Genomic DNA, 17,758 nt, shown 5'->3' with positions numbered 1-17,758 from the left:
CTTCATACTTCACCCTCTGAGGAGTTCCCATGCCCAACATCCTGTCCTATCGCGTCGGCTATGTCAGCAGCCCCCAGTTGCCCCTGGAGCGGGTCGCCGGTCTGGACCTGAAGTACCTGGAGATCGTCATGAAGGACGGCGAGAGCGCCGAGGACGTGCTGCGGACCATCGAGCCCCACGGGCTGCAGGTGTCCACCGTCCATGCCCACCCGACGCCGCTCAATGATGCCGAGGTGCTGCTGGGCACCATGCGCCAGGCGTCGGCGTACGCCCAGAAGCTGGGGGCCAGGGGGTTCTTCGTCAGCATGCACGCGGGCGAGACGCCCCATGCGGAGGCCTTCGCGCTGCTGCGGCAGGTGGGCGACATCGTGGCCGACCACGGGCTGTTCCTGGCCATGGAGACGCACGAGGACCTGTGCGAGAACGGCGACAAGGCGGCAGCCAACCTGGCGGCCATCGGCCACCCGGCCATCGGGTGGAACCTGGACACGGCCAACATCTACTACTACAACGAGGATGTCAACGTGGTGGAGGAGGCGCGCAAGGCGGCGCAGTTCGTGCGCAGCCTGCACGCCAAGGACACCCCCGGCGGCTACCACGACCCGAACTTCCCCAACCTGGGGCAGGGCATCGTGGACTTCGCGGGCGTGGCGGCGGTGCTGGATGAGGTGGGGTTCGTGGGGCCGTGGACGATGGAACTGGAGGGCGTGGCCGGGTCGGCCAACAGCGTGGACCTGATGGAAGCCAATGTGCGGGAGTGCGTGGCGCACCTGCGGGGGCTCGGGGTCGTGGAGTAGGGAGGGACGGCCAAGACGGACGGCGTCCTCACCCCTGCCCCTCTCCCTCGCTACGCTCCGGAGAGGGGAAACGGCGACGGCTCACGGCGTCCTCACCTCTCCCCCTCTCTTTCGCTGCGCTCCGGAGAGGGGAACGGCGACGGCTCACGGCTCCTCACCCCTACCCCTCTCCCTCGCTACGCTCCGGAGAGGGGAAACGGCGACGGCGATGGCAGGGCGGAGCGCACCAGGTGCGCTCCGCCCTGTTGTCTGTGCAGGGGCCGGCAGGCGGCCGGCGCTCCCAGGGAGCTACAACCGGAACGGGTTGCGGAGGTTGGTCCAGTCGCCCTTGATGGCCTCGGAGTTCATCCACTTGACATGCCCGTCCACGAAGCTCAGGTTCTCGCCGCCATTGTGCCGCGAGGGGTTGCCTGAAGTGGGTCGCGTGGTGTCACAGCAGGTGTTGGCGTACGGGATGGCGTCGCCGCCACCCCAGCAGTGCTGGGCGTCGCCGATCATGACGACCTCGGCGGGCTTGGTGATCTGGCCCAGCGTGTAGGCGGTGCGGGTGGTGTCATTGCCGAAGATGTACCAACTGAAGCCATAGCCGTAGGTGGTGGGACCCATGATCGGGAAGCCGCGGTAGGGCCCGAAGGTCGGGGTCATGGAGGGGCAGACGTAGACCTGGGCGTTCTTGATGTACGGGTAGACGACCACGGTTGGGTGGTCCGGGGAGTTGGGGTACTGCGTCCGGAACCAGACAGGGAAGGTCTCGTCGTAGTCCTGCACGTACTGCAGGACGCTCAGGGCGAGCTGCTTGAGGTTCGACGAGCAACTGGACTGGCGCGCCTTCTCACGCGCCTTGGCGAAGACGGGGAACAGGATCGCCGCCAGAATGGCGATGATCGCGATGACGACGAGTAGCTCGATAAGGGTGAAACCTGGTCTGCGCATCATCAGTAGTACCTCGCGTGGGCAGGGATACTTACTAGTTCGGCGCAGACCAGGGACTTCCTGCTTTCGTGCGTTGCGCCTGCGTGCGCATTACTGGGCCGGCTTGAGCAGGCACTCCTTGCTCGGGGCCAGCAGCGGCGGGATGCCGAGCGGGTCGATGTAGTAGTCCTCCATCGCCATCGCTGAGGGCTTCTCGAGCTTGAGGCTCCACGTCCCCCCGGGCGACGGCTGCGGCAGCTCGACGGTGAACATGTCGGTGCGCGCCACGTTGTCCTTCTCCTGCACGACCTCCCCGGCGCCGTTGGTCAGGGTCGCCTTGACGCCCTCGCCGAGACCCTCGCCGTTGACCCGCAGGCCGAACTCCTTCGTCCCGGCCGGGACGTAGAAGTACAGCGTGCCGGTGGAGGAGATGAAGTGGATGGCCTCGCCGTCGTAGCACAGGTTGAAGGGGTGAGTGCTGGCGGTGTAGACGGCGTAGTTGCCGCCGGCGTCACTGCGCAGCAGGTACAGACCAGTCTCGGGGGCAGTGAAGCTGATCGGGCTCTCCTGGCCGAACGGGGCCTGGACCTTCGTGACTTCCTGGCCGGACGGGGAGGTGACGACGACGGCGACCGGGTTCGCGGCGTACCTGCCGATCTGGCCGGAGCTGATCGTGACGGTGACGGCATCGCCCTGCCTGGCCCAGACGCAGGCCGCGCCGGCCTTGCGCAGGCGCCAGCTCCCCAGCGCGAGCTTCTGGCCGGCGGCTGGGGCCTGCAGCGGCGCGAAGGCCATGCCCTTCGGGTGGATCCGGGGGATCTTCTTGAGGACGATGACCGGCATCCACTGGCCCAGCAGCTCTCTGGTCAGCTCGACCTTCTGCTGCCGGCCGTCCTTCTCGAGGATGAGATTGCCGGTGACATCGGAGACGTTGAGGCCCGAGGCCATGTCCACGAAGACCATGGGGTTACGGGCGACGGGGTCGCGCACGACGACATCGGTGAACGTGACGCCGCCCACATCGAGATCGGCGCCCTGACGGGTCCCGAACACGATGGGGGCCTCCGCGGGCTTGGTCACAGCGTTGTCCAGGAACCGGCAGCCTTGCACGGTGATGCGGCAGCCTACCGGCGGGGGCGGGTTGCCGACGAGGCCGAACGCCGAGCCGCCGTTGCCCGTGAACTCGCAGTTGATCAGCTCCACCTTGCCGGGCACGGCAGCCTCGGCCGTGCCGTTGGTGACGAAGCCGAAGGCGCCGGCCTTGTTGCTCAGGGCCTTGCAGTTCTCCAGGCGCAGGCCGACGGGGGCGGAGGTGGCGCGCAGGGGCGGCAGATAGGCGACGTAGCCCCAACTGTTGTTGCCCTCGGCCACGCAGTTGCGCATCACGCAGTTGGCGATTCGCTCGTCGGGACCGTTCGGCTCGAAGTCAATGCCAGCCATCGGGGCGGTGCCGGCGGTGTCGCGCATGATTGTGTTCTCGATCAGCAGGTCCTCGGCGGAGATGACGCTGATGCCCTGGCGGTAGTTCTTGTCGCAGATGACGTCCCGGATGACGACGTTCTTGTTGGGGACGCCGGCCTGGCCGGTGCCCAGGTAGATGCCGTCGCCACCACTTTCGGCGAGGGTGAGCCCGAGGACCTTGATGCTGCTGCAGCTATGGAACTGCAGGACGTGACGCCATTCGGCGTGCTTGTAGCGGGTGGCGTCGTCGTAGTCGGCACGCCGCATGCGGAGCGTGGCGCCGTAGCCGCTGAGGGTGATGTTCTGGGCGAGGCGGGCGCTGAAGAGGGAGTCGTTGCCGCCCTTGAACTCATCGGCCTTGGCGAGGACCTCGACACCCTTCTCGAAGGTGATCTCCTGGTTGCCGACGAGCCTGATCGGGGTGACGATCCAGGGCTTGCCGACATTGTCCACGGTCAGCTTCGGGACCTTGGAGTTGATGGCGGCCTGGAGGCACGCGGTGGCGTCGGTGGCGTCAAAGCCCCACCAGGAAGCTTTGGCTTCGGTGAGCTTGCCGGCGGCGACGTCGTCAATGGCCTTCTGGTTGACCTGGGCGCAGGCGCAGGAGAGTGCCAGAAGGGAGGCGAGTGCGGCGAGCAGCAGACGAGGCATGGGCTGGTCCTTCCGTAAGGGGGTGGTGGTGGGCGATTATAGCATGGATGACAGGTGCGGGGGAACGGCAGGAGCCGCCCTCCGTGGGGGGGCGGCTCCCGCAATGCAGCACGATGTCGAGGGGCGGCAGAGGCGCGAGCCTACTTGCTCCGTGTGCCCGTCGTGGGGTCGTCTATCGGCCAGTCGGTCCAGGGCGTGAGTTCGTAGTCCCGGGTCAGGGTCGCGTCGGGCAGCAGAGTCGCCGTGTCGGAGACGTAGTTGTAGCCTTCAGCCCAGACGCCGATCTGCAAATGGCCGCTGGGGACATTGAGCGAGTAGGAGCCATCCTTGGCGGTGAGGGTGGAGAAGTCGCTGAAGTAGTAGGGGGGCGCGATGATGCCGTCCGCGCCCGGAGGGGCGACACCGAGGGCCTTGACCCCCGCTGAAAGTGCGATGGGGTCGGTCGGGACGATGGGCCGCCAGGGGCCGTCGGAGTAGACAGTGACCAGGGCGCCGCCCAGGGCCTCACTGCCGCCGGCCTCCAGGGCCGCGGTCACGTGCCCCGCGATGGTCCCGATACCCTCCTCGATGACCGAGACCAACTGGAAGTCGGCGACGGCGGTGCTGCCGGGGGATACCCAGACATACGCCACGCCCTGCACGAGGCCGGGGACGTTGACCGTGACCACGTAGTCGCCCTCAGGGACGGCCGGGATGACATAGCTCCCGTTGCTGTCGGTGATGGCCTTGAGCGTCACAGCCTCGCCGTCACGGGCCGTCGCCTGGGCCAGCGACGCGTCCGCCCCCTCGTAGTAGTAGATGGGCTCGGGATCGGCCAGCACCTCGACCCCGGCCAGGGGAGTGAGGGTGACGCCGTCGTCGCCCAGTTGGTACACAAGGCCGACGATCTGGCCGCCGGCCACCGGCGTGACGTCACCGATGTCGGTCGTGTCCCCCGGGTCTATGTCCACCGTGATGTAGGCGCCGGCCATGCCGGAGCCGGAGATGAACCCGATGGTGTGGGAGCCGGGCGGGAGGTCCGGGATGGCGAAGGAGCCATCGGCCTCAGGGGCAAGGGTGAGTTCGTCGCCATCGACGACGATGCGGTACGAGGCGGGATTGGCGGCGGCCAGGGTGCCGGTGACGCGCCCCGTGCCGTCATCGTTGTTGTTGCCCCCACCACCCCCCCCGCAGCCCGCCAGCCCCAGCAGCACCAACACGACGACGGTCAGCATGAGGTAACGCATAGCCACTCCCTCGCCTCTGGGTGTACTCGCGCTTGGCTGCCGAGGGCAGCGTGTGGGTATGACTTGGTGGGTCTGCGCATTGTTCCATGAAACGTCGCACGAATGTGGGACGTGAGCGGGATCGTTCCCAGGCCCGCAGGCAACGGCGGTCTACCCCCTACCCCCTCCCTGAAGGGAGGGGGACGGCGACGGCCACGGTAGTGCTCCCTAACCCCTCCCTTCAGGGAGGGGTCGGCCCGAAGGGCCGGGGGTAGGACGACGTGAGGGACGGCAACGGCGGCCTACCCCCTACCCCCTCCCTGAAGGGAGGGGGACGGCAAAGGCAACGCCTGTTCAGGTTAGTGCTCGCGGCCGCTGGCGCGGAACTTGATGCCCTGGACTTCCGGCCAACGGTTCTTGCAGGTCGGGCAGAGCAGGAAGCCCTTCGGCACGGCCTCGCTGTGGTGCACGGTGCCATGGCAGAGCGGGTGAGGGCAGCGCCCGCCCAGCAGCTTCCGCGCGCGGACGGCGAGACTGTGGACCGTCAGATAAGCGATGAGCAGGAACAGGCCGCCAAAGATGACTGGCCACAGCACGCGGCCGCGGGTGGACTGCACCATCCCCTCGACGATCAGCCAGAGCCCGAGGCAGACAAGTAGCGAGATGACTACGCGCAGGACGTCGTTCTTGGTGGTCAGGCGCGACATAGCCTGCAACATGACCGTACCCTCCCCTGCGGAATCCGGGCAAGTTCCAGAAGCTATGGGTAGTGTTCGCTACTTAGGGTAGAGAGTCCTTCTGTTGCACCGTCGCGGCGGCAGCCACTCGCTTCCAGTAGGGCAGGCGGCCTCGCCTGCCCGCTGCCGCGGCGCGCGGGCGAGGCCGCCCGCGCTACTGGGAGAGAGGCCGCTGCGAAGGGGCGTGCCACTGCGGGACAGGTGGGCTACCGCGGCGAGGGGGTAACACCGGGGACCGGAAGCGCTCGCCCCGCCGTGGGACTGGGGCACAGTCCGGCGGCGGGGCGAGGGCGACTTGAGGCGAGGGGGTGGTGGGGCGTTACCAGACCTCGAATTCCTGGAAATGGGGGTTGACCAGCAGGCCCTTCTCCAGGGACTTGGTCTCGGCCATCTCGGCGGCCAGGCGGCGCGCCTCGGCGGCGTCCGGTACGTCCAGCACCATCGTCCACAGCACGCCCCGGGTCAGGCCCGCGACGCGGTCGGCATAGCCCAGACGGCCCTGGAGGGCCGAGAGCATCCCCTCAGCGGAGCCGTCGTGCGGGTCGGTCACGAGGACCTGCGCGCGCTGCCCCTGGGCCGGGGCGGCGGTTGCGTGGCTCGTAACGACCTCGTAGACGTGCTTGTTGGGGTTGACGAACAGGTTGGTCTTCTCGGCCAGCTCGCGCGCGAGGGCGACCGCCTCGTCGTCGGTGTCGGCGTTCAGCGCCAGGCGGTAGTAGTCGGCCCGGCCCAACTCGCGCAGTTGGGAGTAGCCCATGCTGCGGCGCAGGGCGTTGGCGGCGGTCAAGGCCGTGACATCCGGGATCTTCAGACGGACCAGCAGCTCGACGTTCTTCATGGTCAGGCTCCGATGGCAACAATAGTGAGGGGCAATTCGCCGACGGGGCGAGGATACCTTCGTGGCCGCGGGAGGCAGATGACGACACAGAGGGAGGGGCAGTGGGGCGGTGTCTCGTGGTTAGGGCGGGGTGTCGGCGCAGCCGACACCCCGCCCTGGTGGTTGAGGGACTGGCAGGATGACCTCACACGGCCTCTGCGGGGCCGGTATCGCACTTTCCTCTTGCACTGCCGGGGGCACATGGTTATACTTGGGCTGTAGTCAATCTCAGGGACTCTTCCTGGGAGTGGGCGTTCCGCCCACTCTCTTTTTGCTTTTCAGGGCGGCCAAACGTGAAACAGGCGGCGAAGCACCCGGTCGTGGAGAGGATCGAGGGGGAAGTCGAGCAGACGCTGCGGGACTTCGGCTACGAACTGGTGCAGATCAAGTTCGGCGGGCCGCCCGGCAACCAGACGCTGTCGGTGTACATGGACAAGCCCGGTGGCGTGACCACCAACGACTGCCAGTACATGACCGAGCGGCTGTCGGTGCTGCTGGATGTGCTCGACCCGATCTCGGGCAGCTATCATCTGCTGGTGTCGTCGCCCGGCATCAACCGGCCGCTGACGCGCGATGAGGATTTCGCGCGCTTTGCAGGCCGGAGGGCCGCCGTGACGACGCGCGATGCCGAGGGCAAGCGGGCGACGGTACGGGGGAGCCTGCAGGGCCTGGAGGACGGGCAGGTGGTGTTGCAGGTGGGCGAGCAGGTCGAGCGCCTGCCGCTGGATGATGTGGAACAGGCGCACCTGGTGCATGAGTGGCCGGACGAGGCAAAGACAAATGCGGAATGATGACTGATGAATGATGAAGGCGCTGCCGCAGCCTCCGGGCTGGCAGCGCCACCGGTGAGGTCCCATCCAGCATTCATCAGTCGTAGTGCATCATTTTCCCCAAGCAACGGGAGTTGAAATACATGAACGGAGAGTTCCTCGAGGCCCTGGAGCAGCTTCAGAAGGAAAAGGACATTCCCCTGACCTCCCTGGTGCAGACCGTGGAGGCGGCCATGTCTTCGGCCTACCGCAAGCACTACGGCTCGACCGAGGAGGTGCGGCTGCAGATTGACATGGGGGCGCGGACGATGCGGATGATCGTGCGCAAGCCCATCCTCCCCGAACAGCCCGAAGGGGCTGAGCCGCTGGACCTCGAAGCGCTGGCCGAGCAGGGGCTGCTGCAGTACGAAGAGCGGGAAGTGGATACCCACGAGTTCGGCCGCATCGCGGCGCAGACGGCCAAGCAGGTCGTCATGCAGCGCATCCGCGAGGCCGAGCGCGAGATCGTGTTTGACGAGTTCAGCCACCGCGTCGGCGAGGTCGTCACCGCCGAGGTGCAGCGCAAGGACGCGCGCAATGTGTTCGTGGCGCTGGGCCGGGCCGAGGCGCTGCTGCCGGCCCACGAGCAGATCCCCGGCGAGCCGTACCGCTTCAATGACCGGCTGAAGGTGTATCTGCTGGAAGTCCGCAAGACCACCAAGACCCCCCAGATCATTGTGTCGCGCACCCACCCGCAACTGGTCACCCGGCTCTTTGAGCTGGAGGTGCCGGAGGTCTATGACGGCATCGTGCAGATCAAGTCGGTGGCGCGCGAGCCGGGGGCCCGCTCCAAGGTCGCGGTGCTCTCGACCGACACGCAGGTGGATGCGGTGGGCGCGTGCGTGGGCCATCGCGGCGCGCGCGTGCAAGCGATTGTGGACGAACTGCGCGGCGAGAAGATTGATATCGTGCGGTTCAATGACGATATCCGCGAGTACCTCAAGAGCGCGCTGTCGCCGGCGCGCGTCAGCCAAGTGCTGCCGAACATGGACGAGCAGTCCGCGACCGTCATCGCCCCGGACAACCAGCTCTCGCTGGCCATCGGCCGGCGCGGGCAGAACGTGCGGCTGGCGGCGCAACTGACCGGCTGGCGGATTGACATCCGCAGCGAGAGCCAGTGGGCCGAGGCGCCGGACCTGGCACTGGCGGCCGCCGCGGCGAGCGCCGAGACTGCCGCCCCCGCCGAGGCCAAGGAGGAGCGGCGCTTCCGCATCTACGAGCTGGCCAAGGAACTGGAAGTCGAGAGCAAGGACCTCGTCGAGATCCTGCAGGAGGAGGGCGTGGAAGTCACCAGTCACGCCAGCACGGTCTCCGAGGATGTCGCGAAGATGCTGCGCGAGTTGCTCAGTGGCGGCTCGGGCACGCTGGACAACTTCGAGGAGTAGGGCCGGGACGGGGGGCCGGCGACGCAGTCACGGGGAGTCGTGGGGTGCCCGCCGTAGCGCACAGCGCGCAGGCGGGCGGGGCCCCGCGACCTGATGCAGTAAGGGAGGCGGGGACAGCCCCTTGCGGCTCTGGAGAGCCGCGCTCCAAGGGGACAGTCCCCTCACTACGCGGGTTAGCCGCGGAGGTGTCTTATTTTGGCGAAGGTACGGGTTTTCCAATTGGCCAAGGAGATGGGGCTGCAGACGGAAGCGCTGCTGGCCGCCCTGGCCAAGCTGGGCGTGGAGAATGTCACCAAGGCGTCGGCCATTGATGATGAGACGGCGACGGCCTTGCGCGACATCATCGGCGAGCAGGCCGCCAAGGTCAAGGCGGCCGAGGAAGCCAAGGTGGCCGAGGCGGCTGCTGCCAAGGAGGCAGCGGCACCCGCGGCAGCGCCGGCGGCCAAGCGTGGCCGCGGCAAGGCTGCGCCGGCCGAGGCCCCCGCGCCCGAAGGGGAGGCCGCGACCGCGCCCCCGATGACCGAGGAAGAGAAGAAGGAACGCGAGCGCGAGGAGCGCGAGAAGAAGGAGCGCGAAGGCCGGCTGCCCGGTGGCCCGCCGCGCCTGCACGAGGGCCTCATGGAGCTGGAGGAGCACCTGGCGGCCATGCAGGGCCGGGCCGGCGAGGAAGAGGAAGCGCCCCTGGTCAAGCCCATTCCCGACATGGCGCGGCGCCCGTCCGGCGACCGCCCCGAGTGGGCCATTGACGTGCCCCCGGTCGTCACCGTGCTCGGGCACATTGACCACGGCAAGACCAGCCTGCTGGACGCGCTGCGCAACACGCAGATCGCCGCGGGCGAGGCCGGCGGCATCACCCAGCACATCGGCGCCTCCGAGATATCCCATGACGGCAAGCCCATCGTGTTCCTGGATACCCCCGGCCACGCGGCCTTCACGGCCATGCGCGCCCGCGGGGCGCAGGTCACCGATATCGCCATCATCATTGTGGCGGCCGACGACGGCATCATGCCGCAGACGGTGGAAGCCATCAACCATGCCAAGGCCGCGCAGGTGCCCATCGTCGTGGCCATCAACAAGGTGGACCTGCCCGACGCCAACGTGGATCGCGTCAAGCAGCAACTGCTGGAGCACGAACTGGTCCCCGAGGAGTGGGGCGGCAGCACCATCGTCGTGCCCATCTCGGCCAGGACCGGCGAGGGCCTCGACAACCTGATGGAGATGCTGCACATCGTCGCGGAAGTGCAGGAGCTGTGGGCCGACCCGAACGCCGACCTGGCGGGGATCATCGTGGAGGCGCAGCTCGACCAGAGCCAGGGCCCGGTGGCGACGGTACTGGTGCGCAACGGCCGGCTGAGCGTGGGCGATGTGGTGGTGTGCGGCACGGCGTACGGCCGCGTGCGACGGCTGCGCAACTGGCTGGGCAAGACCATCAAGACGGTGGAGCCCGGCCACCCGGCTTCGGTCATCGGCCTGTCCGATGTGCCCGAGTCCGGCGACGTGATGATCCGCGTCGCCACCCCCAAGGAAGCGCGCGTGATGGCCGAGCAGAACGCGCTGGTGCTGCGCGAGCATCAGGCGATCGGCGCGCAGGGCGCGGCGCTGCGCGAGCTGTACCATACGCTGCAGGGCGGCCAGATCAAGGACCTCAATGTCATCATCAAGGCCGACGCCTACGGCTCGGCGCAGGCCCTGGAGAGCTCGCTGCTGCAGCTCAATGAAGAGCTGGAAGAGGTCAAGATCAACGTCATCCACGTCGGCGTGGGCGCGGTGAGCGAGTCCGATGTGCTGCTGGCCACGGCCTCCAAGGCCATCGTCGTGGGCTTCCACGTGGAAGCCGACGCGTCGGTCCTGCAGGCTGCCGCCAGTGAGGGCGTCGAGGTCCGCACCTACCGCATCATCTACCAGGTGCTCGACGACTTCCGCGCCGCCGCCTTCGGGATGCTCGAGCCGCTCATCGAGACCCAGTACCTGGGCAAGGCCGAGGTCCTGCAGATCTTCCGCATCTCGCGGGTGGGTGTCGTGGCCGGCTCGCGCGTGACGGACGGGGAGATGCGGCCGAACGCCGACATCGTCGTGACGCGCGACGGCGAGGAAGTCTACCGGGGCAAGCTGACGTCGCTGCGGCACTTCAACCAGGATGTGTCCGTGATGCAGGCACCCGCCGAGTGCGGTCTGGCCGCGACTGACTTCCGGGGCTGGAAGGTCGGCGACAAGGTCGAGGCCACGATGCAGGTCACCGTCGAGCGGAAGCTGCAGCCGGTCTCGTAGCACGAGAGGCAGGGACGGCAGCGGTGAGACGAGGGGCAGGACTGCTGGCGGCCATCGCGGCGCTGTGCTGGGGCTTGACCGGATGTGCGGGGGGCGGGGCGCCGCCGCCGGCGAGCGTGCGCCCGACGGTAGCCCTGCGGGCCTACGTCGTCGTGGACGAGGACTTCACGCGCCGCTTCGGCGACCTGCGCGGACCGGGCCGCACCGCTGTCAACAACTGGCTCTGGGAAACCGAGCGGCAGATGCAGACTCAGTTCCCGGTGAGCCTGAAGCTGGCCGGCCTGGGCTCCTGGACCCTCCCCGCCGGCGCGCTGGACGGCCAGCGCATCTTCGCCAAGTACGTCCCCCAGGCATGGCCGACGGGGACGCGCGCCAACTGCCTGATCGCCCTCACCGGCCGCAAGGCCGTCTACTGGTCGGGCGTCTCCCAATGGCCCCGACTGTTTGTGAAGGCCCAGGCCGCCGAGCCCGTCAACGCCAAGACCGTGGCCATGCTGTGCCACGAGATCAGCCACTGGTTCGGCGCGGTGGACATTGTGGATGAGCGCTTCCCCGAACGCAGCGTGATGAACTACAAGGACGCCCGCTTCGGCATGGTCGGCGGCCGGGTCACCTGGGATCAGGCGAACCGGCGGCGGATGCTCAAGGGCATGGCGACCTGGGGAGCGCGTTGATGGACCCCGTCGTCGGCCTGCTGACCGTCGAGCTGTATGTGTCCGACGCCATGAGCCTCAAGGACAAGCGGAGCGTCGTCAGCAGCCTGCTGGGGCGCGTGGCGCACAAGTTCAATGTCGCCGTGGCCGAAGTGGATGCCCTGGACAACCACCGCCTGGCCGTGATCGCCGTGACGACCGTGGCCAACGACGCGCAGCACGTGACGCGGGTGCTGGACAAGGTGCTGGACTTCATCGAGTCCGAGCCCCGAGCGGTGGTGCAGGATAGCCGGGTCGAGCGCTTGTAGGGGACAGCCCCCTCCCGGGCCTGCGGCCCGTCCGGGGACAGTCCCCCGAGGATGACCATGAACACACGCCTGGAACGAGTCGGACAACTGATCCGTGACGAGATCGCCGACATCCTGCGGCGCGAGATCCACGACCCGCTGATCGGCTTCGTCACCCTGACCGAAGTCGAGGTGTCCTCGGACCTGCGGCATGCGAAGGTGTTCTTCAGCGTGCTGGGCACGCCTGAGCAAGTGCAGGACTCCATCAAGGGGCTGCTGCGGGCCCGCAAGCACATCAACGCACTGCTGGCCGACCGGATTGACCTGCGCTATATCCCCAAGCTGCGGTTCATCTACGACGAGACCGCGGCGAAGGCCCAGCGCATGGCGCAACTGCTGCACGACCAGCACGAGACGCTGGGGCCGGACCTGGAGCGGCACGAGGCGCAGGAGAGGGAGCTGGCGGCCACGGGGGCGGAGGCTGACTCCGGTGGTTCGGCGGGGCCCGCCGCACCTGATGATGACGCTGACGATGAGGACTTCGACGACGAGTTCGAGGACGAGGACGTCGAGGCAGAGGATTTCGACGACGAGGACGACGACGAGGACGACGATGAGGGGGACGACGACGAGGACGACGATGGGGACGAAGAGGCTGATGACCAGGGGGGGCGGGGATGAGGCCCGTCGCGCCTCCGCCTGAACTGGTGGCCCTCCTGCAAGCGAGGGCCAGTTTTGTACTGGCCGTCCACAAGGGGCCCGACGGCGACGCGGCGGGGGCGGCGCTGGGGTTGGCCGAGGCGCTGCGCGGCCAGGGCAAGGCCGTGCAAGTCGTGGCGCCGACGCCGCTGCCGGAACACTACCGGTGGCTGCCGGGGGCGGAGCAATTCGCCCAGGTCGTGCAGGGGACGCCGGAAGTGGCGCTCATGCTGGACTGCGACGGTCTGGACCGCGTGGGGGCGCTGGGGGAGGCGCTGAAGCGGGCGCCCGTGCTGGCCGTCATGGACCACCACGCCACCGGCGAGCCGTTCGGGCAGGTGCGCTATGTGGATAGCAGTGCGGCCTCGACGGCGCAGCTTGTGCATCGGGTGCTGCAGGCCCTGGGGTGGCCGGTGAGCGTGGACACGGCGACGTGCCTGTACACCGGGGTCGCGACGGACACGGGCTTCTTCCGGTTCGAGAACACCGACGCGACGGCGTTGCGGGAGGCGGCCGAGTTGGTGGCGGCGGGCGCGGCGCCCACGGCCATCGCCGAGGCCGTCAGCGAGACGCGCTCCGTGCCGCGGACGCAACTGCTGGGCCGGGCGCTGCAGGGCGCGCAACTGACCCGCGCGAGCCGCATCGCGTGGGCGGTGCTGGGGCCCAAGGACTTCCGCGACACCGGCACCGGCGCGGGCGACACCGAGGGCATCGTGGACGCGCTCAAGCAGGTCGAGGGCCAGCAGGCGGCGGTGCTGTTCAAGGCGCCCGAGCGCGAGGACCGATGGCAGATCAGCCTGCGCTCGCGCCGCGTGGACGTAGCGGCGGTGGCGCAGCGGTTCGGCGGCGGCGGCCATGCCCGCGCCGCGGGCTGCGACGTCAATGGCTCCTTCGCTGAGGTCAGCGCCCGCGTCCTTGAGGAACTGGAGAGGCAAACGCGGAATGATGAATGATGAGTGCTGAATGGGCCCCGCACAGAGCCGGCTCCCCCACTCATCATTCATCATTCTGCATTCATCACTTGCCCTATCATGGTTGCGTGCGGCTTTCTGAACCTGCTCAAGCCCCCGGGCATGACCTCACACGATGTGGTGCAGGTCGTGCGGCGGCTGCTGCACACCCGGGCCGTGGGGCACACGGGGACGCTCGACCCGGCGGCGGCGGGGGTGCTGGTCGTGGCCGTGGGGCCGGCGACGCGGCTGGTGGAGTTCGTCGAGGCGGCAGACAAGGCCTACCGGGCAGAGATCACGCTCGGGATGACGACTGATACGCTAGACGCCGAGGGGCAGGTTACATCGCGGCACTCGGCGGCGACGGTGAGTGAGGCAGACCTGAGAGAGGTCCTGGCGGGGTTGACGGGGGCAGTAGAGATGCGGCCGCCGGCCCATTCGGCGATCAGTGTCGGCGGGCGGCGGCTGTATGAGCTGGCCCGGGCGGGCGAAGCGGTCGAGGCGCCGCTGCGGCAGGTCACGATCTACGCGCTGCGCCTACTGGGGTTCGCCCCCGGCGAGACGGCCACGGCGCTGGTGGATGTGGTGTGCTCCAAGGGGACGTACGTGCGGTCCCTGGCGGCGATGGTCGGGGAGGGGCTGGGCTGCGGGGCGTGCCTGACGATGCTGCTGCGCACGCGCGTGGGCAGCCACACGCTCGAGCAAGCTGTGACGTTCGAGGAGTTGGCGGAAGACCCGGCACGCCACGTCATCCCGATGGCCGAGGCGCTGCCGGACATGCCGCGGGTGGATGTGGACGAGGCGACGGCACAGGCGCTGCGGCAGGGGCGGACCATGGCAGTGGCGGGGGAGCCGCCCGAGGGGCGGGCGCTGGTGGTGGACGAGGCCGGGGAGGTTGTGTGCCTGGCTGAGGTGGTGCGCGAGCGGGGAGCGTCGCTGCAGCCGAGGAAGGTGTTTCCGGCCGGTCGCGGTCGGTGACCGCTCCCACGACGGAGCGGTCAGTTCTCTCGGGACGAGGGTAGGAGGGGTCACCGACCCCGACCACTGCGTCCGGGTGTTGGCTATGCAAGTCGTGCGCGGACTAGACAACCTGGGACGGGGAGAGCGCGGGCGCGCGGCATGTGTCGGCGCCTTCGACGGCTTCCACCTGGGACACCAGTACCTGCTCAACCGCCTGTGTGCGCTGGCGACCGAGCGGGACCTGGAGTCGGCGATCGTGACCTTTGAGCCGCCACCGACGCAGTTCTTCGCGCCGGCCGATGACCCTCCACGCCGCCTCATCACGCTGGAGGAGCGCATTGCACTGGCGGCGTCGCTGTGCTGCGACCTGATGGCCGTGCTGGACTTTGACACCACGCTGGCCGCGTGGCCGGCCGAACGCTTCATCGCCGAGGTGCTGGCGGCGCGGCTGGGGGTGCAGGTGCTGGTGGCGAGCGCGACCCACACGATGGGCCGCGAGCGGGCCGACATCGGCCGCATCGCCCAGCTATGCCACGCCCACGGCATCGAGGTGGTGCAGCCGCCCATCATGCAACTGGCGGACCTGCGCATCAATAGTTCGGCCATCCGGCAGGCGCTGTGGGAGGGGCAGGTCGAGACCGCGGCCAATATGCTGGGGCGGCACTACAGCTTTGCGGGACGCGTGGTGCGCGGGCGCGGCGTGGGGCGCGACCTGGGCTTTCCCACCGCGAACATCGAGCCGCCCGCGGACAAGCTGATCCCGCGCGAGGGCGTGTACGCCGGCCTGGCGGTTGACGAGACGCCCGGAGCCGAAGCGGGGTCCTGGTCGGCGGCCATCTCCATCGGCACGGCGCCGACGTTCGACGCCGGCGAGACGCTCATCGAGGCACACCTGCTGGACGCGGACGTGCCCGATCTGACCGGCCATGTGCTGCGGTTGGAGTTCGTCCAGTATCTGCGCGAGCAGCGGAAGTTCGCCGGGCCGGAGGAGCTGGCGGCGCAGATCGCCCGGGATGTGCAGCGGACACGGGAATTGTGCCATGCCCTGACGCCCGGAGGCGGGCGGCCGGGGGCGTGCCAGAGGAGATAGCCGTTGCCGCGTGGGCGCGCAACACAGACGATTGGAACAGACCAGACGCATCCACATGATGAAAGGATGTTACCATGTACAAGATCGCTTTGCTGCCCTGTGATGGTATCGGCCCGGAGGTTGTCGCCGAGGGCCTCAAGGTGCTGGAGGTCGTGGCCCGCAAGTTCAGCCTGAAGTATGAGACGATCCCCTATGACATCGGCGGCGAACGCTACCTGAAGACCGGCGAGGTGCTGCCGGATTCAGTCATGGATGAGCTGCGCCAGGTGGACGCGATCTACCTGGGGGCGGTTGGCCACCCCGACGTGCAGCCGGGCATCCTCGAGCACGGCATCCTGCTGAAGCTGCGCTTCGACCTGGATCAGTACGTGAATCTGCGGCCCGTGAAGCTGTACCCCGGCGTGGACACGCCCCTGAAGGACAAGGGGCCCGAGGACATTGACTTCGTGGTCGTGCGCGAGAACACCGAGGACATGTATGTGGGCATTGGCGGGAGCATGAAGAAGGGGACGCCCGATGAGGTGGCCACCCAGCTCGCGGTGTACACCCGCAAGGGCACCGAGCGGATCATCCGCTACGCCTTCGAGCTGGCCCGCCAGCGCGCCAAGAACAACACCATCACCATGGTGGATAAGGCCAACGTGCTGACCCACGGCCACGACCTGTGGACGCGGACATATGCCGAGGTCGGCCAGGAGTACTCCGACATCACCCAGGAGCACGCCTTCGTAGACGCCTGCTGCATGTGGTTCGTCAAGAACCCCGAGTGGTTCGACGTGATCGTGACGACCAACATGTTCGGCGACATCATCACGGACCTGGGCGCGATGATCCAGGGCGGGATGGGCGTGGCGGCCTCGGGCAACATCAACCCCGAGGGCGTCTCGATGTTCGAGCCGATCCACGGCAGCGCGCCCAAGCACGCCGGCCTGGGCAAGGCCTGCCCGATCGCGGCCATCGCGGCGGTGCAGATGATGCTCGAGACGCTGGGCGAAGCGGCCGCCGCGCAGGCGATAGACACGGCCATCACCACGGCGCTGGCCACCGGCAAGGTGCCGACGACGACGGGGCCGGAGGGCGCGACGCAGCAGACCGGCGACCTGGTGGCCAGCCTGATCTGACGGCGGGAACGGAAGAACCGAAGGACGGAAGAACGGGAACGGCATACGGCGTACGGCAGACAGCAACGGCAAACAACAACGGCGCAGCCACGTGAAGGCGGCTGCGCCGTTCTGATTCCTGCGGAGGACGGTCAGGCCGGAGCCCTGCTCCCTGACCGCTGTTCCCTGTCCCCTGCCCTACTGCTCCATCGCGCAGTTGATGACCGTCTCGGGACCGTTGCCCTGGGCGGTGGCCTCGAACAGGCGGATGCGGTAGCTGACCACGGTGTTCTTCTCGCCGATCGAGACACGGGGGCTGGCGGCGCGGAAGTGGAAGGTGCCGTCGGCGGCGGTCCAGTGGCGGATGCCGGGCACCGTGCGCAGCACCGTACCGTCAGCGGTCAGGACATCGGTGAGCAGCACCAGGAAGGCCTTGTAGGGCATGCTGCCGGTGATGTCGTAGTTGGGCCCCAGTACGGCCCCTTCTTGCGGCATGGTCACCTGCGGCTTCTCCAGGGCCATGGCCCCGGTGGCCGACAGCAGTAGCGCCAACGTCAGCAGCGACAAGAGCCCCGATCTCATCTGCACTCGCTCCTCTAGGTGAGAATGCGCCCCACTCCCCCACCCCGCTGGCCCCGCCCCGTCGGCGCTGCGACTTCCGGGGCACATCATACCACAAAACGGTTCGGCGAGGCGTGGGTGTTTACCTGCGGGGGGAGTCGGGATTGGGGAGGGCGGGGCGGACGCCCCTGTCACCGGCGGGCCCATCGCCTCATGCCGCCAGTCGGTCGCGGTCGGTGACCGCTCCCACAGCCTCCTCATCCCCTCATCTCTCCATCCCCTCATCCCCTCATCCCCTCATCCCCTCATCCCCTCATCCCCTCATCCCCTCATCCCCTCATCCCCTCATCCCCTCA

At 68.2% G+C, this 17,758-nt stretch carries 17 protein-coding genes; 11 read left to right on the top strand and 6 right to left on the bottom strand.

The genetic code is table 11. The annotated features are described in order from the left end of the window. Window positions 1-29 precede the first annotated feature (29 nt). The gene (locus tag LLH23_23545) at window positions 30-797 is read left to right on the top strand and encodes a sugar phosphate isomerase/epimerase (protein MCE5241451.1); all 768 of its coding nucleotides are present in this window, start codon (window positions 30-32) and stop codon (window positions 795-797) included. 288 nt (window positions 798-1,085) lie between these two features. Here the strand turns inward: LLH23_23545 and LLH23_23540 are convergent, their stop codons facing one another. From LLH23_23540 to LLH23_23520, 5 genes are all read right to left on the bottom strand, one after another. Continuing rightward, complete coding sequence (locus tag LLH23_23540; protein MCE5241450.1) at window positions 1,086-1,733, bottom strand: DUF1559 domain-containing protein; 648 nt, start codon at window positions 1,731-1,733, stop codon at window positions 1,086-1,088. Between the two features lie 87 nt (window positions 1,734-1,820). Further along, window positions 1,821-3,821, bottom strand: coding sequence for a right-handed parallel beta-helix repeat-containing protein (locus tag LLH23_23535; GenBank protein ID MCE5241449.1), 2,001 nt, complete (start codon window positions 3,819-3,821; stop codon window positions 1,821-1,823). Window positions 3,822-3,961: 140 nt separating this feature from the next. Beyond that, window positions 3,962-5,047 (bottom strand): carboxypeptidase-like regulatory domain-containing protein, encoded by a 1,086-nt coding sequence (locus LLH23_23530; protein ID MCE5241448.1) that lies wholly within the window; start codon window positions 5,045-5,047, stop codon window positions 3,962-3,964. Window positions 5,048-5,385: 338 nt separating this feature from the next. Further along, a complete protein-coding gene (locus LLH23_23525; protein MCE5241447.1) occupies window positions 5,386-5,745 on the bottom strand; it encodes a hypothetical protein in 360 nt (119 codons plus the stop codon). 337 nt (window positions 5,746-6,082) lie between these two features. Next, complete coding sequence (locus LLH23_23520) at window positions 6,083-6,601, bottom strand: phosphoribosylformylglycinamidine synthase subunit PurS (protein ID MCE5241446.1); 519 nt, start codon at window positions 6,599-6,601, stop codon at window positions 6,083-6,085. A gap of 332 nt (window positions 6,602-6,933) precedes the next feature. Between LLH23_23520 and LLH23_23515 the strand changes: the two genes are divergently transcribed. The 10 genes from LLH23_23515 to LLH23_23470 all read left to right on the top strand — a co-directional run bounded on the left by LLH23_23515 (window position 6,934) and on the right by LLH23_23470 (window position 16,862). Next, window positions 6,934-7,431 (top strand): ribosome maturation factor RimP, encoded by a 498-nt coding sequence (locus LLH23_23515; protein ID MCE5241445.1) that lies wholly within the window; start codon window positions 6,934-6,936, stop codon window positions 7,429-7,431. Window positions 7,432-7,553: 122 nt separating this feature from the next. Continuing rightward, the gene (nusA, locus tag LLH23_23510; GenBank protein MCE5241444.1) at window positions 7,554-8,834 is read left to right on the top strand and encodes a transcription termination factor NusA; all 1,281 of its coding nucleotides are present in this window, start codon (window positions 7,554-7,556) and stop codon (window positions 8,832-8,834) included. A gap of 195 nt (window positions 8,835-9,029) precedes the next feature. Beyond that, complete coding sequence (gene infB / locus LLH23_23505) at window positions 9,030-11,102, top strand: translation initiation factor IF-2 (protein ID MCE5241443.1); 2,073 nt, start codon at window positions 9,030-9,032, stop codon at window positions 11,100-11,102. 23 nt (window positions 11,103-11,125) lie between these two features. Then, on the top strand, window positions 11,126-11,776 hold the full coding sequence (locus tag LLH23_23500) for a hypothetical protein (GenBank protein MCE5241442.1): 651 nt from the start codon (window positions 11,126-11,128) through the stop codon (window positions 11,774-11,776). Continuing rightward, window positions 11,776-12,063, top strand: coding sequence for a DUF503 domain-containing protein (locus LLH23_23495; protein ID MCE5241441.1), 288 nt, complete (start codon window positions 11,776-11,778; stop codon window positions 12,061-12,063). Before LLH23_23500 ends, LLH23_23495 begins: the two co-directional genes overlap by 1 nt. Window positions 12,064-12,114: 51 nt before the next feature. Continuing rightward, window positions 12,115-12,723, top strand: a complete 609-nt coding sequence (rbfA, locus tag LLH23_23490; protein ID MCE5241440.1) for a 30S ribosome-binding factor RbfA — start codon at window positions 12,115-12,117, stop codon at window positions 12,721-12,723. After that, entirely contained in the window at window positions 12,720-13,694 is a 975-nt protein-coding gene (locus LLH23_23485; protein ID MCE5241439.1) for a DHHA1 domain-containing protein, read from the top strand. Before rbfA ends, LLH23_23485 begins: the two co-directional genes overlap by 4 nt. 78 nt (window positions 13,695-13,772) lie before the next feature. After that, entirely contained in the window at window positions 13,773-14,669 is an 897-nt protein-coding gene (gene truB, locus LLH23_23480; protein MCE5241438.1) for a tRNA pseudouridine(55) synthase TruB, read from the top strand. 85 nt (window positions 14,670-14,754) lie between these two features. Next, complete coding sequence (gene ribF / locus LLH23_23475; GenBank protein MCE5241437.1) at window positions 14,755-15,741, top strand: riboflavin biosynthesis protein RibF; 987 nt, start codon at window positions 14,755-14,757, stop codon at window positions 15,739-15,741. Between the two features lie 74 nt (window positions 15,742-15,815). After that, window positions 15,816-16,862: a 3-isopropylmalate dehydrogenase gene (locus tag LLH23_23470; GenBank protein ID MCE5241436.1), complete on the top strand. Its 1,047-nt coding sequence runs from the start codon at window positions 15,816-15,818 to the stop codon at window positions 16,860-16,862. 177 nt (window positions 16,863-17,039) lie between these two features. Here LLH23_23470 and LLH23_23465 read toward each other — a convergent pair whose 3' ends face one another. Further along, on the bottom strand, window positions 17,040-17,423 hold the full coding sequence (locus tag LLH23_23465) for a hypothetical protein (protein ID MCE5241435.1): 384 nt from the start codon (window positions 17,421-17,423) through the stop codon (window positions 17,040-17,042). Window positions 17,424-17,758 lie beyond the last annotated feature (335 nt).

This window comes from bacterium, from assembly GCA_021372615.1.
GTDB lineage: Bacteria > Armatimonadota > Zipacnadia > Zipacnadales > UBA11051 > JAJFUB01.
This window is presented reverse-complemented; position numbering and strand designations above follow the sequence as displayed.

Excerpts from the sequence above, each read along its gene's own strand:
- LLH23_23545 (MCE5241451.1), top strand. The coding sequence starts at position 30 with ATGCCCAACATCCTGTCCTATCGCGTCGGCTATGTCAGCAGCCCCCAG.
- LLH23_23540 (MCE5241450.1), bottom strand. The coding sequence starts at position 1,733 with ATGATGCGCAGACCAGGTTTCACCCTTATCGAGCTACTCGTCGTCATC.
- LLH23_23535 (MCE5241449.1), bottom strand. The coding sequence starts at position 3,821 with ATGCCTCGTCTGCTGCTCGCCGCACTCGCCTCCCTTCTGGCACTCTCC.
- LLH23_23530 (MCE5241448.1), bottom strand. The coding sequence starts at position 5,047 with ATGCGTTACCTCATGCTGACCGTCGTCGTGTTGGTGCTGCTGGGGCTG.
- LLH23_23525 (MCE5241447.1), bottom strand. The coding sequence starts at position 5,745 with ATGTTGCAGGCTATGTCGCGCCTGACCACCAAGAACGACGTCCTGCGC.
- LLH23_23520 (MCE5241446.1), bottom strand. The coding sequence starts at position 6,601 with ATGAAGAACGTCGAGCTGCTGGTCCGTCTGAAGATCCCGGATGTCACG.
- nusA (MCE5241444.1), top strand. The coding sequence starts at position 7,554 with ATGAACGGAGAGTTCCTCGAGGCCCTGGAGCAGCTTCAGAAGGAAAAG.
- LLH23_23495 (MCE5241441.1), top strand. The coding sequence starts at position 11,776 with ATGGACCCCGTCGTCGGCCTGCTGACCGTCGAGCTGTATGTGTCCGAC.
- rbfA (MCE5241440.1), top strand. The coding sequence starts at position 12,115 with ATGACCATGAACACACGCCTGGAACGAGTCGGACAACTGATCCGTGAC.
- LLH23_23485 (MCE5241439.1), top strand. The coding sequence starts at position 12,720 with ATGAGGCCCGTCGCGCCTCCGCCTGAACTGGTGGCCCTCCTGCAAGCG.
- truB (MCE5241438.1), top strand. The coding sequence starts at position 13,773 with ATGGTTGCGTGCGGCTTTCTGAACCTGCTCAAGCCCCCGGGCATGACC.
- ribF (MCE5241437.1), top strand. The coding sequence starts at position 14,755 with ATGCAAGTCGTGCGCGGACTAGACAACCTGGGACGGGGAGAGCGCGGG.
- LLH23_23470 (MCE5241436.1), top strand. The coding sequence starts at position 15,816 with ATGTACAAGATCGCTTTGCTGCCCTGTGATGGTATCGGCCCGGAGGTT.
- LLH23_23465 (MCE5241435.1), bottom strand. The coding sequence starts at position 17,423 with ATGAGATCGGGGCTCTTGTCGCTGCTGACGTTGGCGCTACTGCTGTCG.